Here is a 24,457-nt window from a genome sequence, read left to right on the forward strand (position 1 = left end):
TGTCTGTACCGGGTCAGATGACCTTGCGGGTCCTGAGACCCTGGATATCGTCCGCGCTCAGGCCCAGGACGCTACCGTAGATCTCGTCGTTGTGCTGGCCCAGCAGGGGCGCCGGCCGGGTGGGGCCGCCGGGGCAGGCGGGCAGCTTGAAGGGGGCGCCCAGATTTTTGAGCTTGCCCAGCTCCGGGTGCTCCATATCCACGAAATAATCCCGGGCCTTGAGATGGGGCTCCTCGGCCGCCTCCGCCACGGTGTACACCGCCGTGATCGGACAGCCCGCCGCCTGGCATTTTTCCTGGATCTCCATCTTGGTGTGCTCCATGGTCCATTCCAGCAGGAAGGAATAGATCACGTCGGCGTTCTCGGCCCGCGTCTTCATGTTCTGGAAGATGTCCAGGTCGGCCCATTCCGGATCGCCCATCACCTTGCGCAGGCCGTTCCACTGGCCAGGTTCCAGGGCCAGCATCCAGACATGGCCGTCCTTGCAGGGCATGATGGTGGCCGGCGCCCCCTGGGGCATGCCGACGCCGGTGCGCTTGTCGAAGATGCCATCCTGGGCCAGGCCGCCAATGTTCTGACCACCGACGAAGGCTGCGGCGATGGCCTCGGCACAGGACACATCCACCTGCTGCCCGCCCCCCACCAGGTCGCGGCCATAGACGGCGGCCATGCCCCAGGTGGCGGCACTGATGGCGCCGAAGTAATCAGCGGAGAAGGTGCCATGTTCCAGGGGCATCTCCCCGGGCCGGCCACAATAACGGGAACTGGCGCCGGTCAGGTGATAGGCGTTGAGGTCATAGCCGTTCCAGCCGGCGTAGGGGCCGGTCTGGCCGAAGGGGGTAATGGAGATCACCACCAGGTTCGGATTGACCTTCGCCAGAGTCTCATAGTCCAGACCCCATTCCTTCATCTGCCGGGGCAGGTGGTTCTCGATCAGCACATCGGCCCACTGCAACAGGCGCAGGAACAGGGTACGGCCCTCCGCGCTGGCCACATCGCAGATGATGCCGCGCTTGTTGGTGTTGTTGATGAAATAGAGGCCGCTCTTCTCGGGATGGGGCACATCACCGGGGAAAGGCCCCATGCGCCGGGCGCTATCGCCCCCGGGCAACTCCACCTTGATCACATCGGCGCCGTAGTCGGAAAACAGCTTGGCGCAATAGGGGGCGGACACCATCTGACCGAAGTCCACCACCTTGATGCCGGCCAGGGCGCCGGGCCTACCTGTCTTGTCGGTCATTGCTCCTCCGGGTTTCCCGCGGGAAACGGAATTGTTTTGGGTAACGGGGGTGAAATCCAGCAGGCCCTCCGGGCCTGGGCTGTAATCGCGAACCGAGCCGGTGATCCGCAGCGCCCGCTGAACGACGCCTGAATTGTACGAGTAACACACACCATCGGGCATGCCGTCCGCCGTGGCGGGATGTTGCTCGATCGGCAGGCTCACGGAGCGCCGGGCCTGGGCAACAAAATAACCCCGCTGCAGGGCGGTGGCAGCTTCCAGTTCCATGCCGGAAAAAGCCTCCGAAGCCCATGCGAAAAAACCGCGCATGAAGGGACGGCCGGCCAGCACCGGGGGCTGCTCGATGACGTGGGCGCGGACCCGCCATTCATGAACCGGCCGACCGTCGCAATGGATGCGAGCCACGGTGACTCCGTCGCGCTCGTCGTCCACGGCGATCTCGTACAGCCGGGACAATCCAGCATCGCCGGCATGGGCCAGGGCCAGCACCGCCATATCGAACAGATGGGTGCAGTTGTCCCCCGGCACCAGGCGCTGGCGCAGGCTCTGGGTATCGTCGGCCAGGCGGTGGCCGACGACCCGACCGATCACCGCCAGCGCCTCGGGGCAGGTGGTGAAGGGGTGGCGCACCGCCTCCGGCTCCACCGCCGTTACCCGCTCCCCATCATGACGCAGGGTCAGCCGGAAGGCATGGTTGCCGTCCTCCAACTCGACTCGGACATGGTCCGCGGCGGCCTGGAAGCGCAAGCAGCGGCGAAATACGCCAGAGCCATAGTCCGGATTGGGTTTGGGCATGGGGATTCCAGTTTTGTACAGCCGACCAATCAGCCGGGCTCCAATGCGCAGCGGGCGGCCCGCAGGCCGCCCGTACCGGACTTAGACAGTGAAGGGGTCCGGAATGGTGCGGGGGGCATCGCTGTCCAGGATATCGGCAGCGATCAGCTCTTCCAGGTAGCGTGAGTCCCACCAGTTCATCTGATGCTGCTTGGCCCGGCGGTAGAACAACTGGATGTCGTAGTCCAGGGTGAAACCAATGCCTCCATGGACCTGCTGTGCCATGTGGGTCACATCCTTGAAGGCCTTGCAGCAGAACAGCTTGGCCATGGGCGCCAGGCGCTTGATGGACTTGCCATTGGCCCGTGCCCACGCCGCTTCATAAACCAGCACCTTGGCGCCATCCACCACGGCGCTGGCATCGGCCATGTAATGGGCCAGGGCCTGGAAGGCTCCCAGGGGCTTGTTGAACTGCTCCCGGTCCTTGGAGTACTGCACGGTGATTTCCAGGGCACGCTCCGCCCCGCCTGCCGCCCAGGCCGCCTGCAGAATGATGCCGTCGTACATGGCGGCTTCCCAGGTATTCCAGCCCGTGCCGGCTGCGCCGATGCGATTATCTTCCGGCACCAGCACATTGTTGAAGGTCACCTTGTACTGGGTATCCGAGGCCATGGTCTTCTGCTGCTCCAGCACTACGCCGGGGGCCTTGGTATCCACCAGCAGCAGATCGATGGCATCCGGGGCATCTCCGGTCCGGGCCAGCACGATCAGTTTCTGGGCCGCCTGGGCATAAAAGACATGACGCTTGACGCCATTCAGGCGATAGCCGTCAGCTCCCTTCTCCGCCCGCATCTGCACCCCGGCCGGACCGAAACCGTTGTCGGGTTCCAGCCAGGCGGGAACCACGATGGTCTCGCCGCTACCGATCGCGGCCAGCAGTTCCTTGTGCCGGGCCTCGCTGCCACCACCGGTAATGGCAAGTACGCTCATCACCGCGCTGGCAAAGTAGGGGCCGGGGGCAATGGCCCGTCCCAGTTCCTCGTAGATCACCGCGCAGTCGAGCAGATTGAAGCCCGCGCCGCCCAGTTCCTCGGGCACCAGGATGTTCAGCAGGCCGGTCTCCCCCATGTGCTTCCACAGATCGGCGGGAACGCCGACAGGATCGTTCTCCAGTTTGCGCACCACGGCCACCGTGCTGTAGTCGGCGCACAGATTGCGGGTCATATCGCGGAGTATGTTCTGCTCTTCGGAAAACTTCAGGTCCATGGCTTGGCTCTCTTGAATAGATTGAAATCAGTCAGTCGATCGATACGGCACTCAGGGCTTCCAGCGTTCGTCTTTGCGGCTCCAGGGGTTGTCAGAAGCATCCACGGGCAAGGCAACACGAGCCTGGCACTCGGTACACACCCGGCCCTCCACGGAGACAGCCAAAGCCAGATCCGCCCAATGGCAACCGGTTTCATCAGTGGAAACCTTGGCCACCTTGCCGGACAGGGTCATCCGGTCACCCGGAAAGACTGAGCTTCTCATCTTGAACTTCATCCGCCCCAGGCGCCCCTTGGGGCCGGTCCAGTCGGTGATGTAGCGCTCGAACCAGGCAGCGTTGTTGGGTGTGTTGATGAAAATATCCTTGACGCCGTTGCGATTGATGGCGAAGTCCCTGTCGTGGTGCATGGGTCGCCAGTCACGGGTCGCCAGGGCACCCAACACTACGGTGGTGGCGGTGACATCATGGCTCAGGGGCGGCAACTCCTCTCCTTCCCTGACCTGGGTGGCCAGTCGGCTTGCAATGTTCGCGCTCATTGTTGCGGCCTCCGGTAGCCAAAGCAATCGTAGGTATCGGTACCCACCCATTCACCCCGCTGATTGGTGATGGTCACATCGATCACCCAGAAGCGGCCATGCCCCACCTTGGTCGTCTTGGGTTCGCTGATGGAGCGGACCACCTGGTAGGTGGTCAGCACATCGCCCGGGCGTACAGGCTCGCCGAAGGCGGTTTCGCTACCAGCGATGATGGCCTCGGGCAGGTCCAGCAGACGCTTCAGATCGAAGTGAGTCTGGAGCGCCAGTTGCTCGCCAGTCGCGCCGGGACGCCAGTAGTGGGGACGAAACCAGACCGAAAGCATCGTCGGCGGCGTTATCGGACCGCCGGCCAGCTCCTCGGCTACCGCCGGGTTCCAGTACAAGGGATTGCCGTTCTGCACAGAAGCACAGGAAGTGTAGACATAGCCCATCTCGATCGGGAACGTCGACTGCTCCTTGTATTGAATCTCACCAATCAGTGCACTGACCTGATCGGGTATATCCATTATTTCCGCCATACGCCGCTCCTCATAAGAAACAACCCGACTTTCTGGTGATGCCGGGCAGTCCAATTCATTCGACACTGCCACCCTGACGCAGGCTGGCGATCTCCTCGGGACTGAAACCTGCCGCCTGCAGCACATCCTGGGTGTCGGTGACATCCGCCGGCCGAACCTGATGCACCGGCTGATGGCGCTCTCCGCCCGCCAGAATCGGACCCAATTGTTCGAAGCCGCCCTTTTCCGGATGGTTCGCCTGCATGAAGGCGTGCCGGGACCGAAGATGGGCATCGGCCGTCACCTCGGCAATGCTCAACACCGGGGCGATGCAGGTATCGTTGCCGGACAAGGCCGCAACCCACTCATCACGGCTGCGGGTGAGGAAGCGCTGCTGGAAGGCCAGCTTCATCTCGTCCTGCTTGCTGCTGTCGTACTGGCTGCCGCCGTACTGCTCCAGATCAAGCAGGCGGCACAGATTCTTGAAGAAATGGCCTTCGATGGCGCCGACCGAAATATGCTTGCCATCGCCCGTGGCATAGACGCCATACCAGGCATACTTGCCGGTCAGCACGGCAGAATTGGGCTTGGTCTCTTCCCCGGTAGCCAGATACTGGTCCAAGTAGAGGGACATCAGGTTCAACACCCCATCGGTGATCGACACGTCAAGATAACTGCCCTGACCGGTCTTGCTCCGCTGCAACAGGGCGGCAATGATGGACATTGCCGCCTGCATGCCGCCACCGGCGCTGTCTGCCACGGTGGCGCCCGGAATGGCCGGCCGCCCGTCCGCGTCGCGACCGCTGCAACCGAGGAAGCCCCCCACCGCCAGATAGTTGATGTCGTGACCGACCCACTGGGCATAGGGACCATCCTGACCGTAACCACTGGTGGAGCAATAAACGATACCGGCGTTCTGCGCCTTGATATCTTCGTAACCCACGCCCAGCCGGGTGGCAACGCCCGGTCGGTAGCTCTCAATGACCACATCCACGCTCTTGGCCAGGCGATGGATAACCGCACGCCCTTCGTCGGACTTCAGGTCCACCCGGATCTTCTGGGTGCCCCGCCCTGCACCGTAGGCGTGAAACACCGGATCCACCTGCTTGCCACTCTTGGCAGCAACCGGTGCGACCTTGATGATGTTCATGCCGTAATCGGCCAGGATGCGCGAAGCCCGCGCTGCCGGACCGACGCTGGCCAGATCGAGGACGGTGTAGCCTGTGAGGAATGCCATACCCGTGACCCGTGATCAGAAGTTGCGGGGGAGACCCAGACCACGGGTGGCAATGATGTTCTTCTGCACTTCAGAAGAACCGCCGCCGACGGTGTCGATCACGCAGTAGGTATAGCAGCTCTCGGGACGGCCCTTAAGCGGCGCATCCTCGGTATGCAGGGCCAGCTGGGCACCGGGACCGACGATGTCCATGGTGGCGTCGGCCACGCGACGGGACAACTCGGTGGCGAACAGCTTGTAGTGGGAAGCCTGGACCGTCGGCGCCTTGTTGCTGTTGATGGCGGTATCGACGAAACGCACACCCAACAGACGGGCCACTTCGCAATCGGTCGCCAGTTGGGCGACCTTCTGACGCATCACCGGATCATCCTTCAGGGCCTTGCCGTCGTGCTTGGCTTCCTTCACATAGTCGCACAACAGCTCCACCCGACCACGGATCGGAGCAAAGGTGAACAGGGTGAAACGCTCAATGTCCAGGGCTTCGGCGATGTACTGGAAGCCCTTGTTCTGCTGGCCGACGAGATAGTCGTTATGAACAACGACATTGTCGAAGAATACGGCATTGGTCCGCTCGTTGCCCATGGTGTACATGGGCTGAATGGTCAGACCCGGATCGTCCATGCGGATCAGAAACAGGGAGATACCGTGGTGCTTGGGGGCGTCGGGATCGGTGCGGGCACCCACCCAGTACCAATCGGCGAAGTGGGCCGAGGTGGTGAACACCTTCTGACCATTGAGCACCCAGTTATCGCCCTGGCGCTCGGCCTTCAAACGCATGGCGGCGGAATCGGAGCCAGCGCTGGGTTCGGAATAGCCCACGGCGAACTCGATCTTGGCATCCAGGATCTGGGGCAGGAATTCCTGCTTCAGCTTCTCGGAGCCCACCTTGATCAGGGTCTTGCCGATGATGCCCACGCCCTTGCCGATCTGGGGAGCGCCAACCGAGGACAGTTTCTCGTTCAGCAGATATTCGTAGAAGCCTTCGCCATCCTGACCACCGTATTCCTTGGGCCAAGTAATGCCCAGCCAGCCCTTTTCGGCCAGTTTTTTCATGAAGGCGCGACGCTCGGGCGTATCGCAAACCTGGGCCATGTTCTCCCGGGTGACATCCATCACCTTCGGATCGTAATTCGCCTTCAGGAATTCATCCACTTCCCGCAGAAACTGACACTCTTTTTCAGAGAATTCAAAGTCCATGATCCAACCCCATCTGGTGAATGTGTTCTATGACAGTCCGGCTGTTCCGACGCTCTTCTCGCCCAAGCCGGTCCCGTATCCAGCGACTGAAGCACCCCGTTTCGCGAAGCGCTCCGCGCTTTACTAGCCGTTTCTGATTGTAGCGATTGCCCCCATACCACCAGCACAATCTCGGAATCTGAATCGGCCTATTAAATATCCGAAAGGGTCAGCCCCCCAGAGGCACCGCCCCTCTTGCCATCAGCCCAGGACGCCCTTTTGGCGGACTTCGGCGATCTTGGCGTCATCGTAGCCCAGCACCTGACGCAGCACCTCTTCGCTGTGCTGCCCCACGGTCGGTGCCTTGGCAGGCTCGGGCAGTTGCTCGCCGACGAATTGCACCGGGAAACCCAGCATGTCGGCACCGTGCTGTTCATGATGCAGGATCTTGAAGCGATCCTGGAACTGGGGATCGTCCACAATGTTCTTGGGCGTATTCACCGGCGCGATCGGCGTGTTGATCTTGACGCTGAAGTCCAACCACTCCTTGGTGGTCTTGGTCTTGAAAATGTCCCGCAGCACAGCCTGGAGCTCCCGGTTGCCCCGGGCATGGTCGGCGTACTTGGAACCGGGCCACTTCTCGAACAGGTCCATGCGGCCGACGCCTTCGCAAAAGTTCTTCCAGAAGGCCTGCTCGGAGGCCATGAACAGCACATGGCCGTCGGCGGATTCGTAGAGCTGGTAGCGCACGCCTTCCTTCATGCCGGCGGTGGCCACCGGGCGGCGTTTGTAACCGTCGGCCTTGTTGCCGGTCACCACATCCTCGGGACGGGCATAGGCCATGTGGCTCTCGTTGCGATACCAGTCGAAGGCGGCGGCGGCATCGGACTGGGCCAATTCCATGAAGCAGCCCTCGCCGGTTTCGCGGGCACGGATCACTGCCGCCAGCACGGCCAGGCCGCCGAACAGGGGCGCGGCATTGATACCGATGCCGACATGTTCGGGGATGTAGCAGAAGCCCTGTTCATCGTAGGCGGGTATCACGGCGCCAGACCAGGTATCGTAGGCGATGCCATGAGAGGGCATGTCACGGTAGGGACCGGTCATGCCATAGCCGGAAACCGTAATGAAGACGAGCTTCGGATTGATCTTCTTCAATTCCTCGTAGCCCAGCCCATACTTGGCCAGGGCGCCCGGCTTCGAGGCCTCGATCACCACGTCGGCATCCTTCACCAGATCCTTGTAGATCTGCTGGGCTTCCGGCTTCTTCAGGTCCAGGGTGATGCTCTTCTTGCCCCGGTTGAGGTGATAGTGCATCAGGGACACGCCCTCGATGATGGGCCAGGTCATTTCCCGGATGTAGTCTCCGGCGGGGGTCTCGACCTTGATGATGTCCGCCCCCAGATCGGCGAAAGCGGTGGTGATGGCGGCCGGCCCCAGAATGGAGCTCTCGATGATGCGCAGGCCTGAAAGCGGAGGACGTTGATTACTCATGTCGGCGACCTTCTTGGTTGGATTGAGAAATGTGTCCGGCAAGGCGGAAACCAGCCAAAAGTTTATGCCAGCCCGAACGTCCTGCCCCACTTCTGAATCGGACGTTTATGACTCATTTAAGGTCAGAGCCCGCACCACCAGCGCAAAGGGGAGCGCAAGCGCTCCCCTTTGCTGGTCCTGCCACGATGCGGAATTACTTCTTGGGTGCCCGCTTGGTGGGCTCGATGCCGGTCAGACGGGCGATGTTCAGACCCAGGATGTTGGCCTTGTCCTTTTCCGTCAGTTGCTGGTAGCCCCAGTTCTTCTGCAGTTCCTCGGGCATTTCCAGGTTGGCGATGTAATCCACCACCCGGCCCAGGTGGTCGAAGGGCAGGTCGAAGCCCAGCACCAGCTTGTCGGAATCCATCCACTGCAGAGCGGTACCGATGGTGTGATAGCCGCGATAGGGCGCCCGCTGGTACCAGCCGATGATGCCGGACAGGCTCATGTAGAGGTTCTTGTGCTTGCCGCAGAGGCCGATCAGCTCCTCCGAATTGGGCCAGCCGGCGTGATAGGCGATGATCTTCAGCTCGGGGAAGGCCAGCATGATGTCGTCCAGCTGGCGCACTTCGCAGTGGGAGCCGGGCTGGGGACAGACGTAGGCGGCGCCGGTATGCATGGTCAGGGGCACGCCCAGTTCGCAGGCCTTCTCGTAGAAGGGCCACATGCGGCGGTCGTTGAGGGGCCCGATGTCCTCGGGGGCGTAAACCTTGCACAACTTGGCGCCCCGCTCCTTCACCAGGTATTCCAGTTCCCAGTTGGCGTGCTCGATACCGCGACGCATGACGGGACCCACGTTGGCTTCCAGATACATCCGATCGGGATAGGGCTCGATCTGCTGCATCATGAAGCCGTTGGTGGACATGGAGACCACGCCGCCGGTGATGTCCATCATCGGTTCCCGCAGGCAGAAAGCCACGTCCACGTTGTACATGTCCATGTACTTCATCAGCGGGGCGGCCAGGGGCTCGGGCCAGTCACTGTCCAGATCCACATTGGCCCAGGCCTTCAGTACACCATTGACGCTGCTGTGCCAGTGGGCCATGCCGGGGTAGTAACCGATCTCGCTCATGGTTTGGAGATTCATGAAGTGGAACTCGGTCATCGCAACAAAGTAATCAGGCCTGCTCATCATTGCTCCTCTCTTCTTGGTTTGTGGTCACGGCTTCAAGTCCGCTTCCGTTGGGGGTCCTGCCTCGTATTGCGGATCAGTGGCTTTCCAGCCCGGTTACCCGGATGCCGGCATGGCAACTGTACTGCTTGTTGATGAAGATCAGCACCGAGGTCATGGCCTCGACGGCGGCGGCGTTGGCGATGCCCCCGGCGTGGAAGCCGCGCATACCGCCCGCCTCCACCAGTTTGATCACTTCGGCACGGGCTTCCTTGGAGTCGCCGCAGACCAGCACGTCACACTCCAGACCCTGGCCCTCCTGAAGATGATGGGCCGCCACGTTCTGGAAGGCGGAGACCACCCGCACGTTCTCGCCCAGCAGGGCCTGAGCGATCTGGCCGGCTGAGCCCTCGGGGGGCAGCTGCACCCGCGCCACCTTGGGCGGCACCAGGGGCACCGTCACGTCGATCAGGATCTTGCCCTGCAGGGCGGACCTCACCGACTCCAGGGTGCTGGTCTGATGGCTGAAGGGCACCGTCATCGCCACGATATCGGCGGCCTGAGCAGCGGCCAGATTGTCCATGGCCCGGACTGTAACGGCCGCCACGCCCCGCGCGTCCATCACTTTCTTGAGGTCTGCGGCGGCGGCTTCCGCCTTGTCCTGGGTACGGGAACCGATGATTACCTCGTAACCCGCCTGGGCCCAGCGCCGGGCCAGGCCCGTGCCCAGGTCGCCGGTGCCGCCGAGGATTGCAATGACTGGAAGTTTTTCGCTCATGGTGTGTTCCTTGCTGTTGTCTATCGGCGGGCCATGAGGTTCATCGCCCGCCGCTCTCAGGGGTACGGCTAATCGCCGCCGAACTGTGATCTTACCGTCCGGTGTAGTTCGGCTTGCGTTTTTCGGCGAAGGCGCGGGGGCCTTCCTTGGCATCCTCGGACTGGAACACCCGGGCCGACATGGTCTTTTCCAGCACGAACTTGGGCTCGTTGTTCAGGGCCCGCACCGCGATTTCTTTGGCAGTACGCACGGCCAGGGGACCGTTCTGGCAGATCTTCTCAGCCCAGGCCAGGGCTTCTTCCATCAACTTGTCCGCCGGCACGATCTTGTTGATCAAACCGATGTCGTAGGCACGCTTGGCGTCGATGTTGTTCGCCGTCAGCAACAGCTCCATGGCCACTGCCCAGGGAATCTGCTGGGGCAGCCGGATATGGGTGCCGCCCGCCGGCACCACGCCCCAGCGTACCTCGCCCAGGCCGAAGATGGCATTCTCGGAGGCGATGCGGATGTCCATGCCTTGCAGGAACTCCAGGCCCCCGGCGATGCACACGCCGTTCACTGCGGCGATGATGGGTTTGTAGATCTGCTGGAAGGGCCGCTTGGCCGGGTCCTCGTAGCCCATGGAATCACCGCCGGCGATGGCGGGCAGGGCATCCTTGAGGTCCATGCCGGCGCAGAAGGCCTTCTGGCCGGCGCCGGTGATCACCGCCACCCACAGATCCGGGTCTGCATTGAAATCGTCGAAGGCCGCATCCATGCCGACCAGCATCTCCCTGGTGAAGGAGTTCATGGCCTCGGGGCGGTTGATGGTCATCAGGGCGATGCGGCCGCGCTTTTCGTAGGTGAAGGTGGGGGGCAGGGTCAATGCCATTTTTGTGTTCCTTTATGGGATCAGGATTCGTGAAACTCGGATTTCAGGCGCGCCGGAAGTAAGGCAGAGTCACGGCATCGGTCACGGCCCTGAATTCCACCTGGACCGGCATGCCGATTTTCAGTTCCTCCGGCGGGCAATCCAGCATCTGGGTCAATACTCGAACGCCTTCCTCCATTTCCACCACCACCGGCGCATAGGGCGCGGCATTGCCAAAGGCCGGATGCAGGGCGCGGGCCACCACGGTCCAGGTGAAGATCGTGCCCTTGCCGCTGGAACGTACCCATTCCCAATCAAAGGAGCTGCACTGGGCGCAGATCTCACGCGGCACGTGACGGAAGGTGCCGCAGCACTTGCAGCGCTGGAAGCGCAACTCCCCCTGGCGGCACCAGTCGTAGAACTCCTTGCTCAGCCCTTCCAGGGCCGGCAGGGGCTTGTCGTAGGCTATCTCAGTCATTTTGCTTCTCCTTAGCGTCGCAGGATGGCGATGCTGCCATCACCGAAATCGCCCCAGCCGGTGACGACGCCGATCTCGGCATCCTTCACCTGGCGCTGGCCGGCGTCGCCCCGCAACTGGCGCACGGCTTCCACCACGTGGCCGATGCCCAGGGTGTGGGCATGGGACAAGAGACCGCCGTGGGTGTTCACCGGCAGGCGGCCGCCCAGTTCGATGCCACCGTTCTCGACGAAGGCACCGCCTTCGCCCCGCTGGCAGAAGCCGGCTTCTTCCAGTTGCTGAATCACCTCGAAAGTGAAGCAGTCATAGATTTCGGCGAAGTCCGCATCGGCCGGGGTGATGCCCGCCATGCGGAAGGCCTCGGGCGCGGCGTTGGTGAGGCCGGTGCGGTGGAATTCGGGCCGGTTGGTGATCTCGTCGGCCGGATAGGGCTGACCCGCCGCCGCGCCCATGATGTAGATGGGCTTCTGCTTCATGTCCAGAGCCCGCTCCACGCTGGTGACGATGAAGGCTGCGGCGCCATCGGTCTCCACGCAGCAGTCGAAGAGCCGGTAGGGATCGGCGATCATCTGCGAGGCCAGGTAGTCTTCCATGGTCAGGGGCTTGCCATGCATCAAGGCCGTGGGGTTCAACTGGGCGTGCTTCCTCATGGCAATGGCCACGGCACCCAGCTGTTCATAGGTGGTGCCGTACTCATGCATGTGGCGCCGGGCCATCAGGGCGTACCACTGGGGCGGCGCCGTGAGACCGAAGGGCATGTAGAAGTCCCGGGCGATGCGGGCACCGGGAATGGAGTCCGGATCGTTGGCCGAGGTCTCCCGCACCCGGGCACCGGAAAAACCGTTCCAGCCGGCCGGTACCATCACATAATCCGCGGCGCCCGTGACCACGGCCATGGCGGCGGCCCGGATGGAGCCCACAGAGGCGGCGCCGCCCATATGCAGGGTGGCGGCAAAACGCAGGTTGGTACAACCCAGGCTGGCGGCGAAAGCTTCGGCCTTGCCCACGTTGGGGAAAGGCATGATGCCGTCGATCTGGTTGGCCTTGAGGCCGGCATCCTCCAGGGCAGCCACGGCTGCCTTGAGCTGGATACCCATTTCGGAGAGCCCGGAACCGGGCTTGCGGCAGACCGGGGTGTCCCCGATGCCGACGATACAGGCTTTGTCCTTCAGCATGGAAGCTCCCGTTTTCAGCTCTTGTCGTTCTTGCGCTCGGCCTGGTGGGCTTCGTACTCCTCCAGCAGTTGCTGGCGCATCTCGGCTTCCCGCTGGCGGATGGACCAGAATTCGGCCTTGCGCTTCTCGACGAAGGCAGCGCCGCCTTCCTTGCCCTCGGGCATGTCGAACCAGTCCGGATACAGGGCAGCGGAGGTGACGCAGGATTCCTTGTAACCGTCCATTTCCTGGTCGAAGGCTGCCTTCAGCACCTCCAGGCAGCCTGGGCTGACAGAGAGCAGTTCCTGACACCACTGATCCACCTCGGCCTCCAGCTGTTCCAGGGGCACCACGGTGTTGATCAGGCCCATGGCCAGGGCTTCGGGAGCCTTGTACTTGCGGCACAGCATCCACATTTCGCGGGCCTTCTTGGCCCCCACCACCTTGGTCAGGTAGGGCACGAAGAAGCCGTCCGCGGGAGACGATACCCGGGGGCCGGCCTGGCCGAAGATGGCGTTGTCGGCGGCAATGGTGAAGTCACAACAATAGGCCATGTGATTGTGGCCGGCGATGCAGTAGCCCTGGACCTGGGCGATGATGGGCTTCCGCGACATGCGCATCAGGCGGTTGTGGGGATAGCGGTTGTAGAAGGCTTCCCGCAGGCCCCAGCGCTCCCAATCCACATCGCCACCGGCGCCGAAGTGCTTGCCCTTGGCCGCCACCACGATCACGCCGATGGAGGGATCATGGTTGGCGTCGTAGAAGGCCCGGAACATCTCGTCCACCGTGGACAGGGTCAGGGTGTTCATCTTTTCCGGCTTGTTCAGGCTGATCCGCGCCACGCCGCCGCCCAGCACCTGATGGTGCTTCTTTTCGTAAATGATCTCCTTGAAGTTATCCAGGCCCTCGCCCGTCACTCCACTCCAGTCACTCCAGCTCATGGTTTTCCTTTATCGGTTTTCTTGAATCAGATGCGGGAGGCTGCATTCCCCCTCCCCCAGCCCCTCTCCCGCAAGCGGGCGAGGGGCGTGCGCCGCTACGCGGCGGTTACGGAATTGCGCCCTTGGCCTTCAGGGCCTCGATTTCTTCCCACTCGTAGCCCAGCAGTTCCATCATCAGGATCTCGGTGTCCTGACCCAACTGGGGACCCAGGCTATTCACTTCGCCCGGCGTCTTCGACAGGGTCACCGGCAGGCCCCGCACCTCCACTTCCCGCTGCACTTCCTCACAGTAGGTCTTCAGGAAATACTGGTTCTGCCAGGCCTGTTCGTCCTTGATCACGTCCGCCAGGTTGTTGATGGGGCTCGCCACCAGGTCTTCGGCCTTCAGGGCCGCCACCAGGCCGGCATGGTCGAATTTCAGGGTATGGGCCTCGATCACCTCGATCAGCGCCTCGTTGTGCTGGCGCCGGCTCTCCGCCGTGGCGAAGCGGCCATCCCTGGCCATGTCGTCGGCCTTCAGAGCCCTGCACAGGGCCGCAAAACGAACGTCCTCGTTCTTCTCGCACAGATAGACCCACTTGCCCGAGGTGGGGTAGAGATTCCACAGGGGGTTCTCCACCTGCTTGCGGGAATGCTGGAGCGCCGCATCCTTGTTGCCCGCCAGGAAGGACTGCAGATAAGGCGCCGCCAGGTAGAGCTGAGCCCCGTACAGGGAAGCGTCGAGGAACTGCCCCTGACCGGTGCGTTTCCTCTGGTACAGCGCCAGCATGATGCCCAGGGCAGACATGATGCCACCGTAGGCGTCGCCGGAACCCATGCCCAAGTAGATCGGTGGCTGGCCCGGCTCGCCCAGCCGTGCCATGGCGCCTGTCAGGGCCTGCACTGTCATGTCGAAGGAGGGCTTGGACACGCCGCCGAAACGGCCGTAGCCGGTGTTCGTCGCGTAGATCAGCTTTGGATTGATGGACGACAGTTTCTCGTAGGAGAGGCCCCAGCCGTTCAGCATCTCCGGCGCCAGATTGGACAGGAAGACATCGGACTTCTCCACCATGCGGTAAAGAATCTCCTGGCCCTCGGGCTTCTTCAAGTCGATGGCGATACTCTTCTTGTTGCGGTTGATCACCAGGAAGTACTGGTTCCAGTCCCCCACTTCCAGGGACTTGATGCTGCGCACGCCGCGCCCCTGGTCGCCCCCCTGGGGCCGCTCCACCTTGATCACGTCGGCGCCGAAGTCCGCCAGGTACTGGGCCGACACCGGCCCCTGAAACCAGACGGTCAGATCAATGACACGGATGCCGTCCAATGCTTTCTTTGCCATGTTGCGTTTTCCTCCCTGCTCAGGCCACGACGCCCGAGGACGTCAGCTGGTAGATGGCGTCTTCGCTGTAACCCAGCACTTCGCTCAAGACCTGGGCGCTGTGCTGGCCAACGCAGGGCGCCAGGCGCTCCAGTCGGGCAGGGCTTGCGCTCATGAAGATGGGGAAGCCCAGGCTCTTCACCTTGCCATGGCTGGGATGATCCAGTTCCATGATGTAACGATTGGCCAGCACCTGGGGATCGTTGGCCGGGTAGTCGAACTGTTCGATCACGTCCGCCGACATCTGATTTTCCATGAAGGCAGCGCGCCAGTAGCTCCCCGGCTGCTTCTGGAAAGCCGCTTCCAGCGCCTGAATCAGAGCCAGGCGGTTGATCTCGGTGCGCTTGTCGTGGCTGTCGAAACGGGGATCATCGGTGGCAATGCCCACCATGGCCGAAAACACCGGCCACCAGCGGTCGGTATCGGGCATGGTCAGGGTGACCCAGCGACCATCGGAACTCGGGTAGAGGGATCCGGACATGGGATTGGAAACATCCAGGCGCGAAATGGGGTTCAGCAGCCGATCCCCCTTGCCGATGGCCAGGAAGGCCTGGAGGTCCAAGGCCGCGCCATACATATTGGCGCCGAACAGGGACACATCCACGGTCTGGCCTTCGCCGCTATCCAGGCGGTGGGTCAGTGCCGTGACGATACCAAAGGCCAGCATCACGGTGGCGTGCATGGCGCCGGCCCCGGTATACACGGGAGGCTGCCCCGGCTGCTGCAGAATGGGCATCATCCCGGTACGCGCCGCCGCCAACTCATCGATGGCTGGCAGATCAGCGTCCGGGCCCACCGGGCCAAAACCGGAGAGCCGACCGTAGATCAGCCCGGGGTTAAGCACCACGGCACTGTCGTAATCCAGCCCCAGGGCTGCCAGTTCATCCCGCTGCCAGTCGGTGACGATGACATCCGCCTTGGCAATGAGCTCCTTGAGCAGGGCTTGCCCCCGTTCGCTCCTGGGCTCCAGGGCCAGGCTTTCCTTGTTGCGGTGAATCAGGTCGGCTTCATGGTTCCAGCCCGCTGGCCGGTCTTCCGCCACCCGGGGCAGCAGGTCCAGGCGGATCACCCGGGCACCAAAGTCCGCCAGGAAGGCGGCCGACAGGGCCGTGCAGAACTGCCGGCCCAGGTCCAGTACGATGACGTCTTCAAGCGCTCGGCTCATCGTGTCTCCTCAGGGATAAGAGCATTCGGTCTTTTGCATTGTCCGGGCTTCCGGTTTCTGTCCTTGGCGGACTCCGAAACTCCATCGACAAGTCAGACTTGCCTGGGTTTTGCCCTTCGAAACAGCAGGGAAGAATAACGCCACTCCCCCGCCATCACAATCAACGCCTCGTCCCACAGCGAATCAATTCCGGCCAGGAGAGGCTCTTTTTGGGACGAAATACCGAGGGGTTCCCCTTCTCCGGGGAAGACTAGCCGAGCTGGCGACTCATTTTCACCATGTCGGCGAGAAGGCGATTCTCCTTGAGCATGTGCCGACGGGAAAGAGCGAGAGCGATTTGCGCCTTCAGCTCGAAGTCGGTCCAGGGCTTGGCGATATAGGCAAAAATTCTGGCGGAACCGATGGCCTTGACCAGGTCGGCCTCCCCGATCTGCCCGCTGACAAGGATGCGGGTACAGTCGGGACGCAGGTCGGAAAATCGTTCCAGCAATTCGATTCCGTCCATTTCAGGCATCCGGTAATCGGCGACGATGCATGAGAAATCGGTGGTTTCCGCCATTCTGAGGGCTTGACGCGGCGAGGTCGTCACCTGGACATTGATCTGGTCCTCCTGGAGCTGAGTGCCCGAGGCCTGGCCGATTTCCGTACGAATCGCAGCAAATAGGTCATCCCGCTTGGAATGATGGGTCAGCACACGGGACAAGCTACTCAGTACCTGCGGATCGTCGTCCACAATCAGCAATTGCTCCACCACCCGCTCAGGCTCCAGTGGCGACTGGATCTGATTGCCGCGCACCAGTTCGGCCAGGCGCTTGTGCTCGATCAGGGTGGCGAAGTAATCCAGGGCCTGTGCCACCGAACCTTTCAGATAATAGTCGTGCCAGGGCTTGGGAACGAAGCGGTAGATATGGGTTTCATTGATCATGCGAACCAGACCATCCATGTCGGTCTGGCCACTCAACACGATGCGGGCGCAATCGGGCTGAACTTGCGCCAAGGCCTTGAGAAAGGCCAGACCATCCATGGCTGGCATGCGGTAGTCGCTGATCACCACGTCGAAAGTCTGCTCCCCGGCGCGGGCCAGGGCCAGGGTGGGATCGGTGAAACCCTCCACCTCGTAGCGGTAGCGCACAAAGGGGGGGGAACTCAGTTCCCGGCGTACGGCATTGACGATATTGGGTTCATCATCGACCACCAGTATCCGGCGGAGCTGTTTTTCCTGCATGGCTAATCTCCTTGGCCTCCCGTCCTGGGACGGCCTTCACACTTGCGTCGCTTGACCTTGGACGGGCTCGATGGGCAACCAGACCCGAAATACCGTGCCCTTGCCAGGCTCGCTCCTGACCTCGATGCGCCCCTGGTGTTTCTGAACGATGCTGTAGGAGACCGACAAGCCCAGGCCGGTCCCCTTGCCCACGGGCTTGGTGGTGAAAAAGGGATCGAAAATCCGCGTCAGGTTTTCCGGCGAGATGCCGCTCCCGTTGTCCTCCACCTCGACCCAGACCATCCTGCCCTCCCGCCCCGTGCGCAGGATAACGATGCCCTTGTTCTCGATGGCATGAGCGGCATTCACCAGCAGGTTCATGAACACCTGATTGAGCTGGGACGGCAGGCAATATATCTGGGGCAGGTCGCCATAGGCCTTTTCCACCGTAGTCTTGTACTTGAGTTCGTTCCAGACAATGTTGAGGGTACTGTCCAAGCCCTCATGGATATCCGTCCATTGCCATTCGTCCTCGGCACCCACCCGGGAAAAGTCCTTCAGGTCCTGGACGATCTTGCGTACCCGGCCGACTCCCTCCCGGGACTCGGCCAGCAGGGAGACGACATCCCGTTTGAGGTAGCCGATGTCCAGTTCCTCCCGCAGGCGCCGCACCGCGTCCCGCGTCGTCGCCTCCATGGCCGGCTCCGCCTTTTCGTAGACATCCAGCATGGTGACAAAATCATGCAGATATTTTTCCAGGGAGCTGATGTTGGAGATCACATAGCCCACCGGGTTGTTGATCTCATGGGCCACGCCGGCAGCCAATTGGCCGATGGAAGCCATTTTTTCCGATTGCAACACCTGGATGTGGGCATCCTCCAGTTTCTTGTTGAGGGCGACCAGATCGCGCACGTGGGCATCGGCGATCACCTGTAGTCGCCTGCGCTCGGTAATGTCCCTGACCACTGTCAACAGAAAAGTCTGCCCGCCGATGGTGACCAGACGGACACTGCCATCGACCCAGAACAGCTCCCCCCCGAAGCGGCGGGCCTGCCATTCGAAATTCTGGGGGATACCGGAGCGAACGGCGGCGAGCATGGCCTGGACCTCCGCTGTGGAATGGGGAGAAATATTCTCGATCAGATCGTCGAAACGAAGATTGAGGAAGACCTCTCGACCATAACCGTACATTCCCATGGCGGAGGCATTGACCTCCACGATGGCACCGTTCTCGTCGTGAAGAAAAATCGCCTCGCTGACGGTATTGAGGATGGTCTGTACCTTTTCCAGGCTGGTGGCCAGGGCGCGCTCGATGCGGGCACTATGGGCGATATGCCACAAGCTGTTGCCGATCAGTTGCAGGGTATCGACATCGAAATCGCCGTAGTTGCTGTCCTTGTTGCCGACGCCGAGAATCATGCGCACCTTGTCGCTCTCGATCACTGGTATCGCAATCAGCCGCTTCATTTCCACATGACCCGCCGGGATACCATTGTGATCCTTGGCCGAGGCATAATCGTTGCAGACCAGGGGGCGGCGGCTATGGAAGCAGGCCGCCCAGATGCCGGCCTGCCCGAGGGGATAATGAGATTCGCAGACGGTATCGTAATGGGCCAGGGCACCGGCGGTCCAGGTCACGAGCTCCAGCGTTTCCTGGTCCTCATTGACGAAGTGCAGGAAACCCATGGTGCTGTGGGTCAGCCGCTCGGCGGCTTCCAGACCGAAGGTGAGGAACTCCCGTTCCGGCAGGCGATTGCCCTGCTCGTTGATGGCCAGCATGGCCGTCACTCGTGCCGCCATGATCTGGCGGATGTCCGCCGCGGCGCGTCGGTCTGCCGTTTCGCTCCGCTGCTCAGGATCAAACATGCCCTCCCCCTTCCCCAGTTTGTTCTCCAGGATGGGACTGGCGACGGGACTCTTGATGACGAAAGGCCTCGCGTACCGTATCCAGCAACTCGGTTTCGTCCCAGGGTTTGGTCAGGAAACTGAACAGCTCCCCCCGATTGACGGCGCTGGTGACTGCCGCCAGATCGGTATAACCCGAGAGCATGATGCGCACCATATTGGGGTAAAGCTCCCGAGCCCTGCCCAGGAACTCGGCGCCGCTCATTTCCGGCATCCTTGCATCGGAAATCACCACGCCTGCCTCATGGCTGGCCAGGAGATTGAGTGCCTCCATGCCGCCTCCGGCGGTAAGCAGGTGGTAACCTTCGCGCCGGAACAGCCGCTTCAGGGCAGACAACACGCCCGGTTCGTCATCCACCAGCAGCAAAGTGCGTTGCGGCAGCCGCGACGTGGATGAAAATTCCAACTTCCTGCGCTGGCGCAGCATGGCTTCGAACTCCGCTGCAGGCAGGGCCTTGCTGAAATAAAAGCCCTGCATTTCATCGCAGTCCCGCGCCCGCAGGAAGTTGAGCTGGGCCTCGGTTTCCACGCCCTCGGCAATGGCCAGCATCTTGAGGCTGTGAGCCAGAGAGATGATTGCCAAGGCGATGGCGGCGCTGTTGGCATCATGGATGATGTCGCGGACGAAGGACTGGTCGATCTTCAATCGATCCACGGAAAAACGCTTGAGGTAGTTGAGGGACGAAAAGCCGGTGCCGAAGTCGTCTATCGTCAGAGCGATGGACAGGCCCTTGAGCCTCTCCGTGGCATGGACGAAGGCTTCGGCGTCGGCCATCACCGCGCTTTCGGTGAGTTCCAGTTCCAGACAGGCCGGCGGCAGGCCGGTCTCCTCCAGGATGGAACCTGCCAGAAGCACTATGTCCTGGGCGGCGAACTGCCGGGCCGAAAGATTGACAGCGACTTTCACCGTCGGCAGACCTCCTGCCTGCCAGGCCTTGTTCTGCCGGCAGGCATTGCGCAGCACCCACTCACCGAGGGGCACGATCAGTCCGCATTCCTCGGCCAGGGGAATGAATTCACCGGGCATCACCAAACCCCGCTCCGGATGCTGCCAGCGCACCAGGGCCTCGGCGCCGATGATCTCGCCGGTGCGCAGGCTCAACAGGGGCTGATAGTGCACTACCAGTTCGTCGTTATCAATGGCCCGGCGCAGGCCGTTCTCCAGTTCCAGCCGTTCCAGCGAACGGGCATTCATTTCCGCGGCGTAGAAATGAAAGCGATCGCCCCCCGCACCCTTGGCCTTGTACATGGCCGCCATCGCGTTCTTGAGCAGAACCTCGACGCTCTCCCCGTCCCGGGGGAACAGAGCGATGCCGATGCTGCCGGTCAGGAAAAACTCCCGTTCGTCGATGAGAAACGGCTTGGACAGGGATTGCAGCATCTGCTGGGCCAGAGGCACCGCCGCCGACTCCGTAACCTCGGCCACCAGAACGAACTCGTCTCCCTCGATACGGGCCAGGGTATGCTGATTCTCGGCGGCACCCCGCAGGCGCAGCGCGGCCTCGCGCAATACCTGATTGCCCGCCCCATGGCCCAGGCTGTCATTGATGCCCTTGAAGCGGTCAAGATTGAGGACCAGCACCGCCACGCCATCCCCCTGGCTGCGCTGACAGGCGTGGGTCAGACGGTCGTTGAGCAGATTGCGGTTGGGCAACTGGGTCAGGTCGTCATAGTTGGACTTGTGCTCCAGTTGCTCCAGGTAACGCTTGCGTTCGCTGATGTCCTGCAAGGTGATCACGGCTCCCCGCAGACTGCCTTCCTCCAGGATCGGCGTGCAGGAGTATTCCACGGCCAGAGGACTGCCATCCTGGCGCCACAACAGGGTCTCCTTGCCTTCCACAACGACGCCTTCCTGATAGGCGGTCCGGATGGAAAAGTCCTCTCCTGCCTGCCTTCCGCCTTCCTGTCCCGGCGGGAAGAGGACTTCCTGCACCTGCCGGCCACGTAAGTCCTCCCGCCCATACCCCAGCAGGGTTGCCGCGGCCGGATTGGCGAAATTGATGATGCCCCCGCCATCGACGCCGAAGATGCCCTCCGCCGCCGAGGCCAGGATCAGCTCCCGCTGGTGATTCAGCAGGGCCTGGGTCCGCTCGCTTTCATCCTGAATCCGGCGATTTTCCGCCATGCGCCGGACCACCTCGGCCTCCAGGAAGGCATTCTGGTCCCGCAACCAGTCCCGGGCCTGCCTGGCTTCCAACTGGGTGCGCACCCGCGCCAGCACCACCTCCGGCTCGATCGGCTTGACGATGTAGTCGGCCGCCCCCATGTGCAAACCGCGAACCACATCCTGGGCCTGATTGAGGGCAGTGAGAAAGATCACCGGGATGGCGGCCGTGGCCTCGTTGGCACGAAGCTGCTGAAAGACCTCGTAGCCATCCATGCCCGGCATCATCAGGTCCAGCAGGATCAAGTCGGGAAGGGGAGCAAGAGCCGCATAGCGCAGTGCAGCGGCCCCCGAGCGGGCCACCCGGACGGTATACCCCGCATTCCGTAGCAGGCTGCCCAGCACCATGAGGTTCTCGGGTACATCGTCCACCACCAGCAAGGTCGTACCCGCCAGCGAGGCCACGGCTGATTGGTTCATACCATCACTGTCGCCCATGAAGCGTTTCCTTCCCGATGGTTGATCCATGGCTGAATCAGATTCAGCGCCCCGGTTTCCGGGCTTGCCCAATCAGGGCTTTTTGACCCATTCCCCCTGGTCATTCTGTATCCACCAACCGGCGCGCATCTCCCCTTGCCAACGCCGGGTCAGTTGCGCGCGGATGCGGGACATGGCATCGCGCCTGCCGTTGGCATCGGCGACAGCCTGGGCCATGGAATCCCGGTCATGGTTTTCCGCGTCGATCAGTTTTTCGGCGATCTGGCGCTGGGCCAGGGTCAACTTGTCGCCGATACCTGGCCTGATCGCGACCATGCCTTGGTTGTTCACACCCATGATGCCCGGCTGGTAAAAACGGATCAAGCGCGAGAAGCGCTGGGCCATGGCATGATGGGTGACGACGATGGGTGGCGTGCCCATGTCGTAGTTGATGCCGTCGACGGTCTCGGCCCGGGCCGAGGCCAGGGTCGCCAGGAACAGCAGAGCGGTCAATGCATGCCTCATGAAATTCTCCTATTTGCCGGACAGTAGCAGCTTGAGGTCGTCGGCCACGTTGCGAGCACTTTCACCGTAGCGCATCACCAGGCGTAAACGCCCCTGGGGGTCGAAAGCATAGCTGGCCGTGGAATGGTCCACACTGTAGCTGCTACCGGCGGGCTGTTTGGCGTAGAACACCTTGAATTCCTGGGCCATTGCCGCCGTCGCCGCCTCGTCGCCGCGCAGGCCGAGAAAATCAGGATGAAACTGGGGAACATAATTGGCCAGCAACTCGGCACTGTCCCGTTCCGGATCCACGGTGACGAACAATACCTGGACCCTCTGGGCCTCATCCCCTAGCAGTCCCATGACATCACGCAGGGTAGTGAGAGTGGTGGGACAGACATCAGGGCAATGGGTGTAGCCGAAAAACAGCACCACCACCTTGCCCCGGAAATCCTCCAGGCGCCGCGTCCGACCGCGGGGATCCTGAAGACTGAAGGTCTTGCCCCAATCCACATCGGGGATTTCGGTGGCATGGAATCGGGCCGGCTGACCACAGCCGGCCAGCAGGGTCAGGGCAGATAACAGGAGGATCAGGTAGAGACGCATCCGATTCGGCACAAGGCAGAAGGTCGGGCCAGTATAACCCGATGAAGGAGACCAAAAACATGACGGATGCCCTGGATCAAGGCGGTAGCCACCACTGCCCCTATACTGGCGCCCTCGACATCTACGGGTGATTCCATGGTTTCCATTTCTGACGGCGCCGCCCGCCCCATGAGCCGCGCCTGGCTCTGGCTGGGTCTGGCCGCCCTGATCGGTTCCGGCCTGCTGGCGGTGCTGCTGGTGTTTTCCCGCACCCCAGGGTTCCAGGACTTCTTTCCCCTGCGGGACTTCTTCCGTTCCGCCCTGATCGTCCATGTGGATCTGTCGGTGGCGATCTGGTTCATGGCCTTCGCCGCCCTGCTCTGGAGCACGATTGGAGGGGAACGGCTGATGCTGCTGAACCGAGCCGGCTTCCTGCTGGCGGCCCTGGGGACAGCGGTAATGACGACGGCACCGTTTTTCCCCGAGGCCCAGCCCCTGCTCAACAACTACATCCCGGTGCTGCGCCATCCGGTGTTCTATGCCAGCCTGCTTCTCTGCGCCGCAGGCTTCGGCCTGGTGTTGTTGCGGGCGCTGTTCACCAGCCAGATCCACGCTTCGCCCCTGCATCTTGGGCTCTGGTTGGGCGCTCTGGCGGGTGGCCTGGCCTGGCTGGGCTTCGCCGTCTCCTGGGTGGCCCTGCCCCTGACCGAGGATCATGCCTATTTTGAGATGCTGTTCTGGGCCGGTGGCCACACCCTACAGTTCCAGCATACCCTGCTGATGCTGGTGGCCTGGTTCTGGATGGCACGGCAACTGGAACTCCTGCCTCCCGGAGCCTCCCTGGCCCAGGGGGGATTCTTTCTGCTGGCGGCCCTGCCCCTGCTGGTGGTGCCTTACCTGCTGCTCACCACCACGGCCGGCAGCCCGGAACAGATGGGGGGATTCGCCAGACTGATGATCTACGGCCACATGGCCATGCTGCCCCTGATGGTGCTGATCCTGCCGGCCCTGTGGCGCGGCTGGAAACTGCCCAGTCCGGCGAAGTCGGCCCTGCTGGCATCCTTCGTCCTATTCACCGTGGGCGGAGTGCTGGGACACCTGATCCAGGGCGTCAACGTGGTGATCCCGGCCCACTATCACGGCTCCATCGTCGGCGTGACCCTGGCCTTCATGGGCATGGTCTACGTGCTGCTGCCGCAACTGGGCTACGGCGCGGTGAAAGGCCGGCTGGCCCGCTGGCAACCCTATGTCTATGGAGGTGGGCAACTGCTGCACATCCTGGGCCTGGCCTGGTCCGGCGGCTACGGCGTACAGCGCAAGGTTGCCGGCGCGGAACAGGTGCTGACTTCCCTGCCCCAGAAGGTCGGCATGGGCATGATGGGTCTGGGGGGATTCATCGCCATCATCGGCGGCCTGCTCTTCGTGGTGGTCTGCCTGAAGGCGATGACCCGCAGGACCGGCGCCGACTGAACTCTGCCCCTGACGGGAGCGGATGGATTCCTTACTTTATGCGCCGGAGCCGAGTGTGGCTATCGAGCGCAGCGAGCCGATGGGTAGCCCCGCCCCGGGGCGGGGTATGGGGGT

Annotated in this window: 21 protein-coding genes; 1 reads left to right on the forward strand and 20 read right to left on the reverse strand. The window is 62.2% G+C overall.

Annotation, left to right across the window (positions count from 1 at the left end):
- Positions 1-13: 13 nt before the first annotated feature.
- From DENOEST_RS14015 to DENOEST_RS14110, 20 genes are all read right to left on the reverse strand, one after another.
- Complete coding sequence (locus tag DENOEST_RS14015) at positions 14-2,035, reverse strand: CoA transferase (protein WP_145770656.1); 2,022 nt, start codon at positions 2,033-2,035, stop codon at positions 14-16.
- Between the two features lie 81 nt (positions 2,036-2,116).
- The gene (locus DENOEST_RS14020) at positions 2,117-3,280 is read right to left on the reverse strand and encodes an acyl-CoA dehydrogenase family protein (protein WP_145770657.1); all 1,164 of its coding nucleotides are present in this window, start codon (positions 3,278-3,280) and stop codon (positions 2,117-2,119) included.
- Positions 3,281-3,331: 51 nt separating this feature from the next.
- Positions 3,332-3,817 carry a hotdog family protein gene (locus DENOEST_RS14025; protein ID WP_145770658.1) on the reverse strand — a complete coding sequence of 162 codons (486 nt, stop codon included), beginning with the start codon at positions 3,815-3,817 and terminating at the stop codon, positions 3,332-3,334.
- Entirely contained in the window at positions 3,814-4,323 is a 510-nt protein-coding gene (locus DENOEST_RS14030; RefSeq protein ID WP_197970625.1) for an FAS1-like dehydratase domain-containing protein, read from the reverse strand. The genes DENOEST_RS14025 and DENOEST_RS14030 overlap by 4 nt, the downstream gene beginning before the upstream one ends.
- Positions 4,324-4,390: 67 nt before the next feature.
- Positions 4,391-5,551: a CaiB/BaiF CoA transferase family protein gene (locus DENOEST_RS14035; RefSeq protein ID WP_145770661.1), complete on the reverse strand. Its 1,161-nt coding sequence runs from the start codon at positions 5,549-5,551 to the stop codon at positions 4,391-4,393.
- A gap of 15 nt (positions 5,552-5,566) precedes the next feature.
- The gene (locus DENOEST_RS14040; protein ID WP_145770662.1) at positions 5,567-6,748 is read right to left on the reverse strand and encodes an acyl-CoA dehydrogenase family protein; all 1,182 of its coding nucleotides are present in this window, start codon (positions 6,746-6,748) and stop codon (positions 5,567-5,569) included.
- A gap of 240 nt (positions 6,749-6,988) precedes the next feature.
- Entirely contained in the window at positions 6,989-8,221 is a 1,233-nt protein-coding gene (locus DENOEST_RS14045) for a CaiB/BaiF CoA transferase family protein (RefSeq protein WP_145770664.1), read from the reverse strand.
- 193 nt (positions 8,222-8,414) lie between these two features.
- Positions 8,415-9,347: an amidohydrolase family protein gene (locus DENOEST_RS14050; protein WP_170228191.1), complete on the reverse strand. Its 933-nt coding sequence runs from the start codon at positions 9,345-9,347 to the stop codon at positions 8,415-8,417.
- 121 nt (positions 9,348-9,468) lie between these two features.
- Positions 9,469-10,149, reverse strand: a complete 681-nt coding sequence (gene npdG / locus DENOEST_RS14055; RefSeq protein ID WP_145770666.1) for an NADPH-dependent F420 reductase — start codon at positions 10,147-10,149, stop codon at positions 9,469-9,471.
- A 91-nt stretch (positions 10,150-10,240) separates the two neighbouring features.
- Complete coding sequence (locus DENOEST_RS14060; protein ID WP_145770668.1) at positions 10,241-11,020, reverse strand: enoyl-CoA hydratase/isomerase family protein; 780 nt, start codon at positions 11,018-11,020, stop codon at positions 10,241-10,243.
- Between the two features lie 43 nt (positions 11,021-11,063).
- Positions 11,064-11,477, reverse strand: coding sequence for a Zn-ribbon domain-containing OB-fold protein (locus tag DENOEST_RS14065; protein WP_145770669.1), 414 nt, complete (start codon positions 11,475-11,477; stop codon positions 11,064-11,066).
- 11 nt (positions 11,478-11,488) lie between these two features.
- Complete coding sequence (locus DENOEST_RS14070) at positions 11,489-12,652, reverse strand: thiolase C-terminal domain-containing protein (protein ID WP_145770670.1); 1,164 nt, start codon at positions 12,650-12,652, stop codon at positions 11,489-11,491.
- Positions 12,653-12,666: 14 nt separating this feature from the next.
- Complete coding sequence (locus DENOEST_RS14075; RefSeq protein WP_145770672.1) at positions 12,667-13,572, reverse strand: enoyl-CoA hydratase-related protein; 906 nt, start codon at positions 13,570-13,572, stop codon at positions 12,667-12,669.
- Between the two features lie 106 nt (positions 13,573-13,678).
- Positions 13,679-14,890 carry a CaiB/BaiF CoA transferase family protein gene (locus tag DENOEST_RS14080; protein ID WP_145770674.1) on the reverse strand — a complete coding sequence of 404 codons (1,212 nt, stop codon included), beginning with the start codon at positions 14,888-14,890 and terminating at the stop codon, positions 13,679-13,681.
- A gap of 19 nt (positions 14,891-14,909) precedes the next feature.
- Complete coding sequence (locus DENOEST_RS14085; protein WP_145770677.1) at positions 14,910-16,094, reverse strand: CaiB/BaiF CoA transferase family protein; 1,185 nt, start codon at positions 16,092-16,094, stop codon at positions 14,910-14,912.
- A gap of 250 nt (positions 16,095-16,344) precedes the next feature.
- A complete protein-coding gene (locus DENOEST_RS14090; protein WP_145770679.1) occupies positions 16,345-17,319 on the reverse strand; it encodes a response regulator in 975 nt (324 codons plus the stop codon).
- Between the two features lie 36 nt (positions 17,320-17,355).
- Complete coding sequence (locus DENOEST_RS14095) at positions 17,356-19,164, reverse strand: ATP-binding protein (RefSeq protein ID WP_145770681.1); 1,809 nt, start codon at positions 19,162-19,164, stop codon at positions 17,356-17,358.
- Entirely contained in the window at positions 19,157-21,805 is a 2,649-nt protein-coding gene (locus DENOEST_RS14100; protein ID WP_145770682.1) for an EAL domain-containing protein, read from the reverse strand. The genes DENOEST_RS14095 and DENOEST_RS14100 overlap by 8 nt, the downstream gene beginning before the upstream one ends.
- Before the next feature lie 72 nt (positions 21,806-21,877).
- The gene (locus DENOEST_RS14105; RefSeq protein WP_145770684.1) at positions 21,878-22,309 is read right to left on the reverse strand and encodes a DUF1318 domain-containing protein; all 432 of its coding nucleotides are present in this window, start codon (positions 22,307-22,309) and stop codon (positions 21,878-21,880) included.
- Positions 22,310-22,318: 9 nt separating this feature from the next.
- Positions 22,319-22,894: an SCO family protein gene (locus DENOEST_RS14110; RefSeq protein ID WP_145770685.1), complete on the reverse strand. Its 576-nt coding sequence runs from the start codon at positions 22,892-22,894 to the stop codon at positions 22,319-22,321.
- A 135-nt stretch (positions 22,895-23,029) separates the two neighbouring features.
- Between DENOEST_RS14110 and DENOEST_RS14115 the strand changes: the two genes are divergently transcribed.
- Complete coding sequence (locus tag DENOEST_RS14115) at positions 23,030-24,343, forward strand: cbb3-type cytochrome c oxidase subunit I (protein WP_145770686.1); 1,314 nt, start codon at positions 23,030-23,032, stop codon at positions 24,341-24,343.
- Positions 24,344-24,457: the final 114 nt, after the last annotated feature.

The organism is Denitratisoma oestradiolicum (assembly GCF_902813185.1).
GTDB classification, from domain to species: Bacteria; Pseudomonadota; Gammaproteobacteria; order Burkholderiales; family Rhodocyclaceae; genus Denitratisoma; species Denitratisoma oestradiolicum.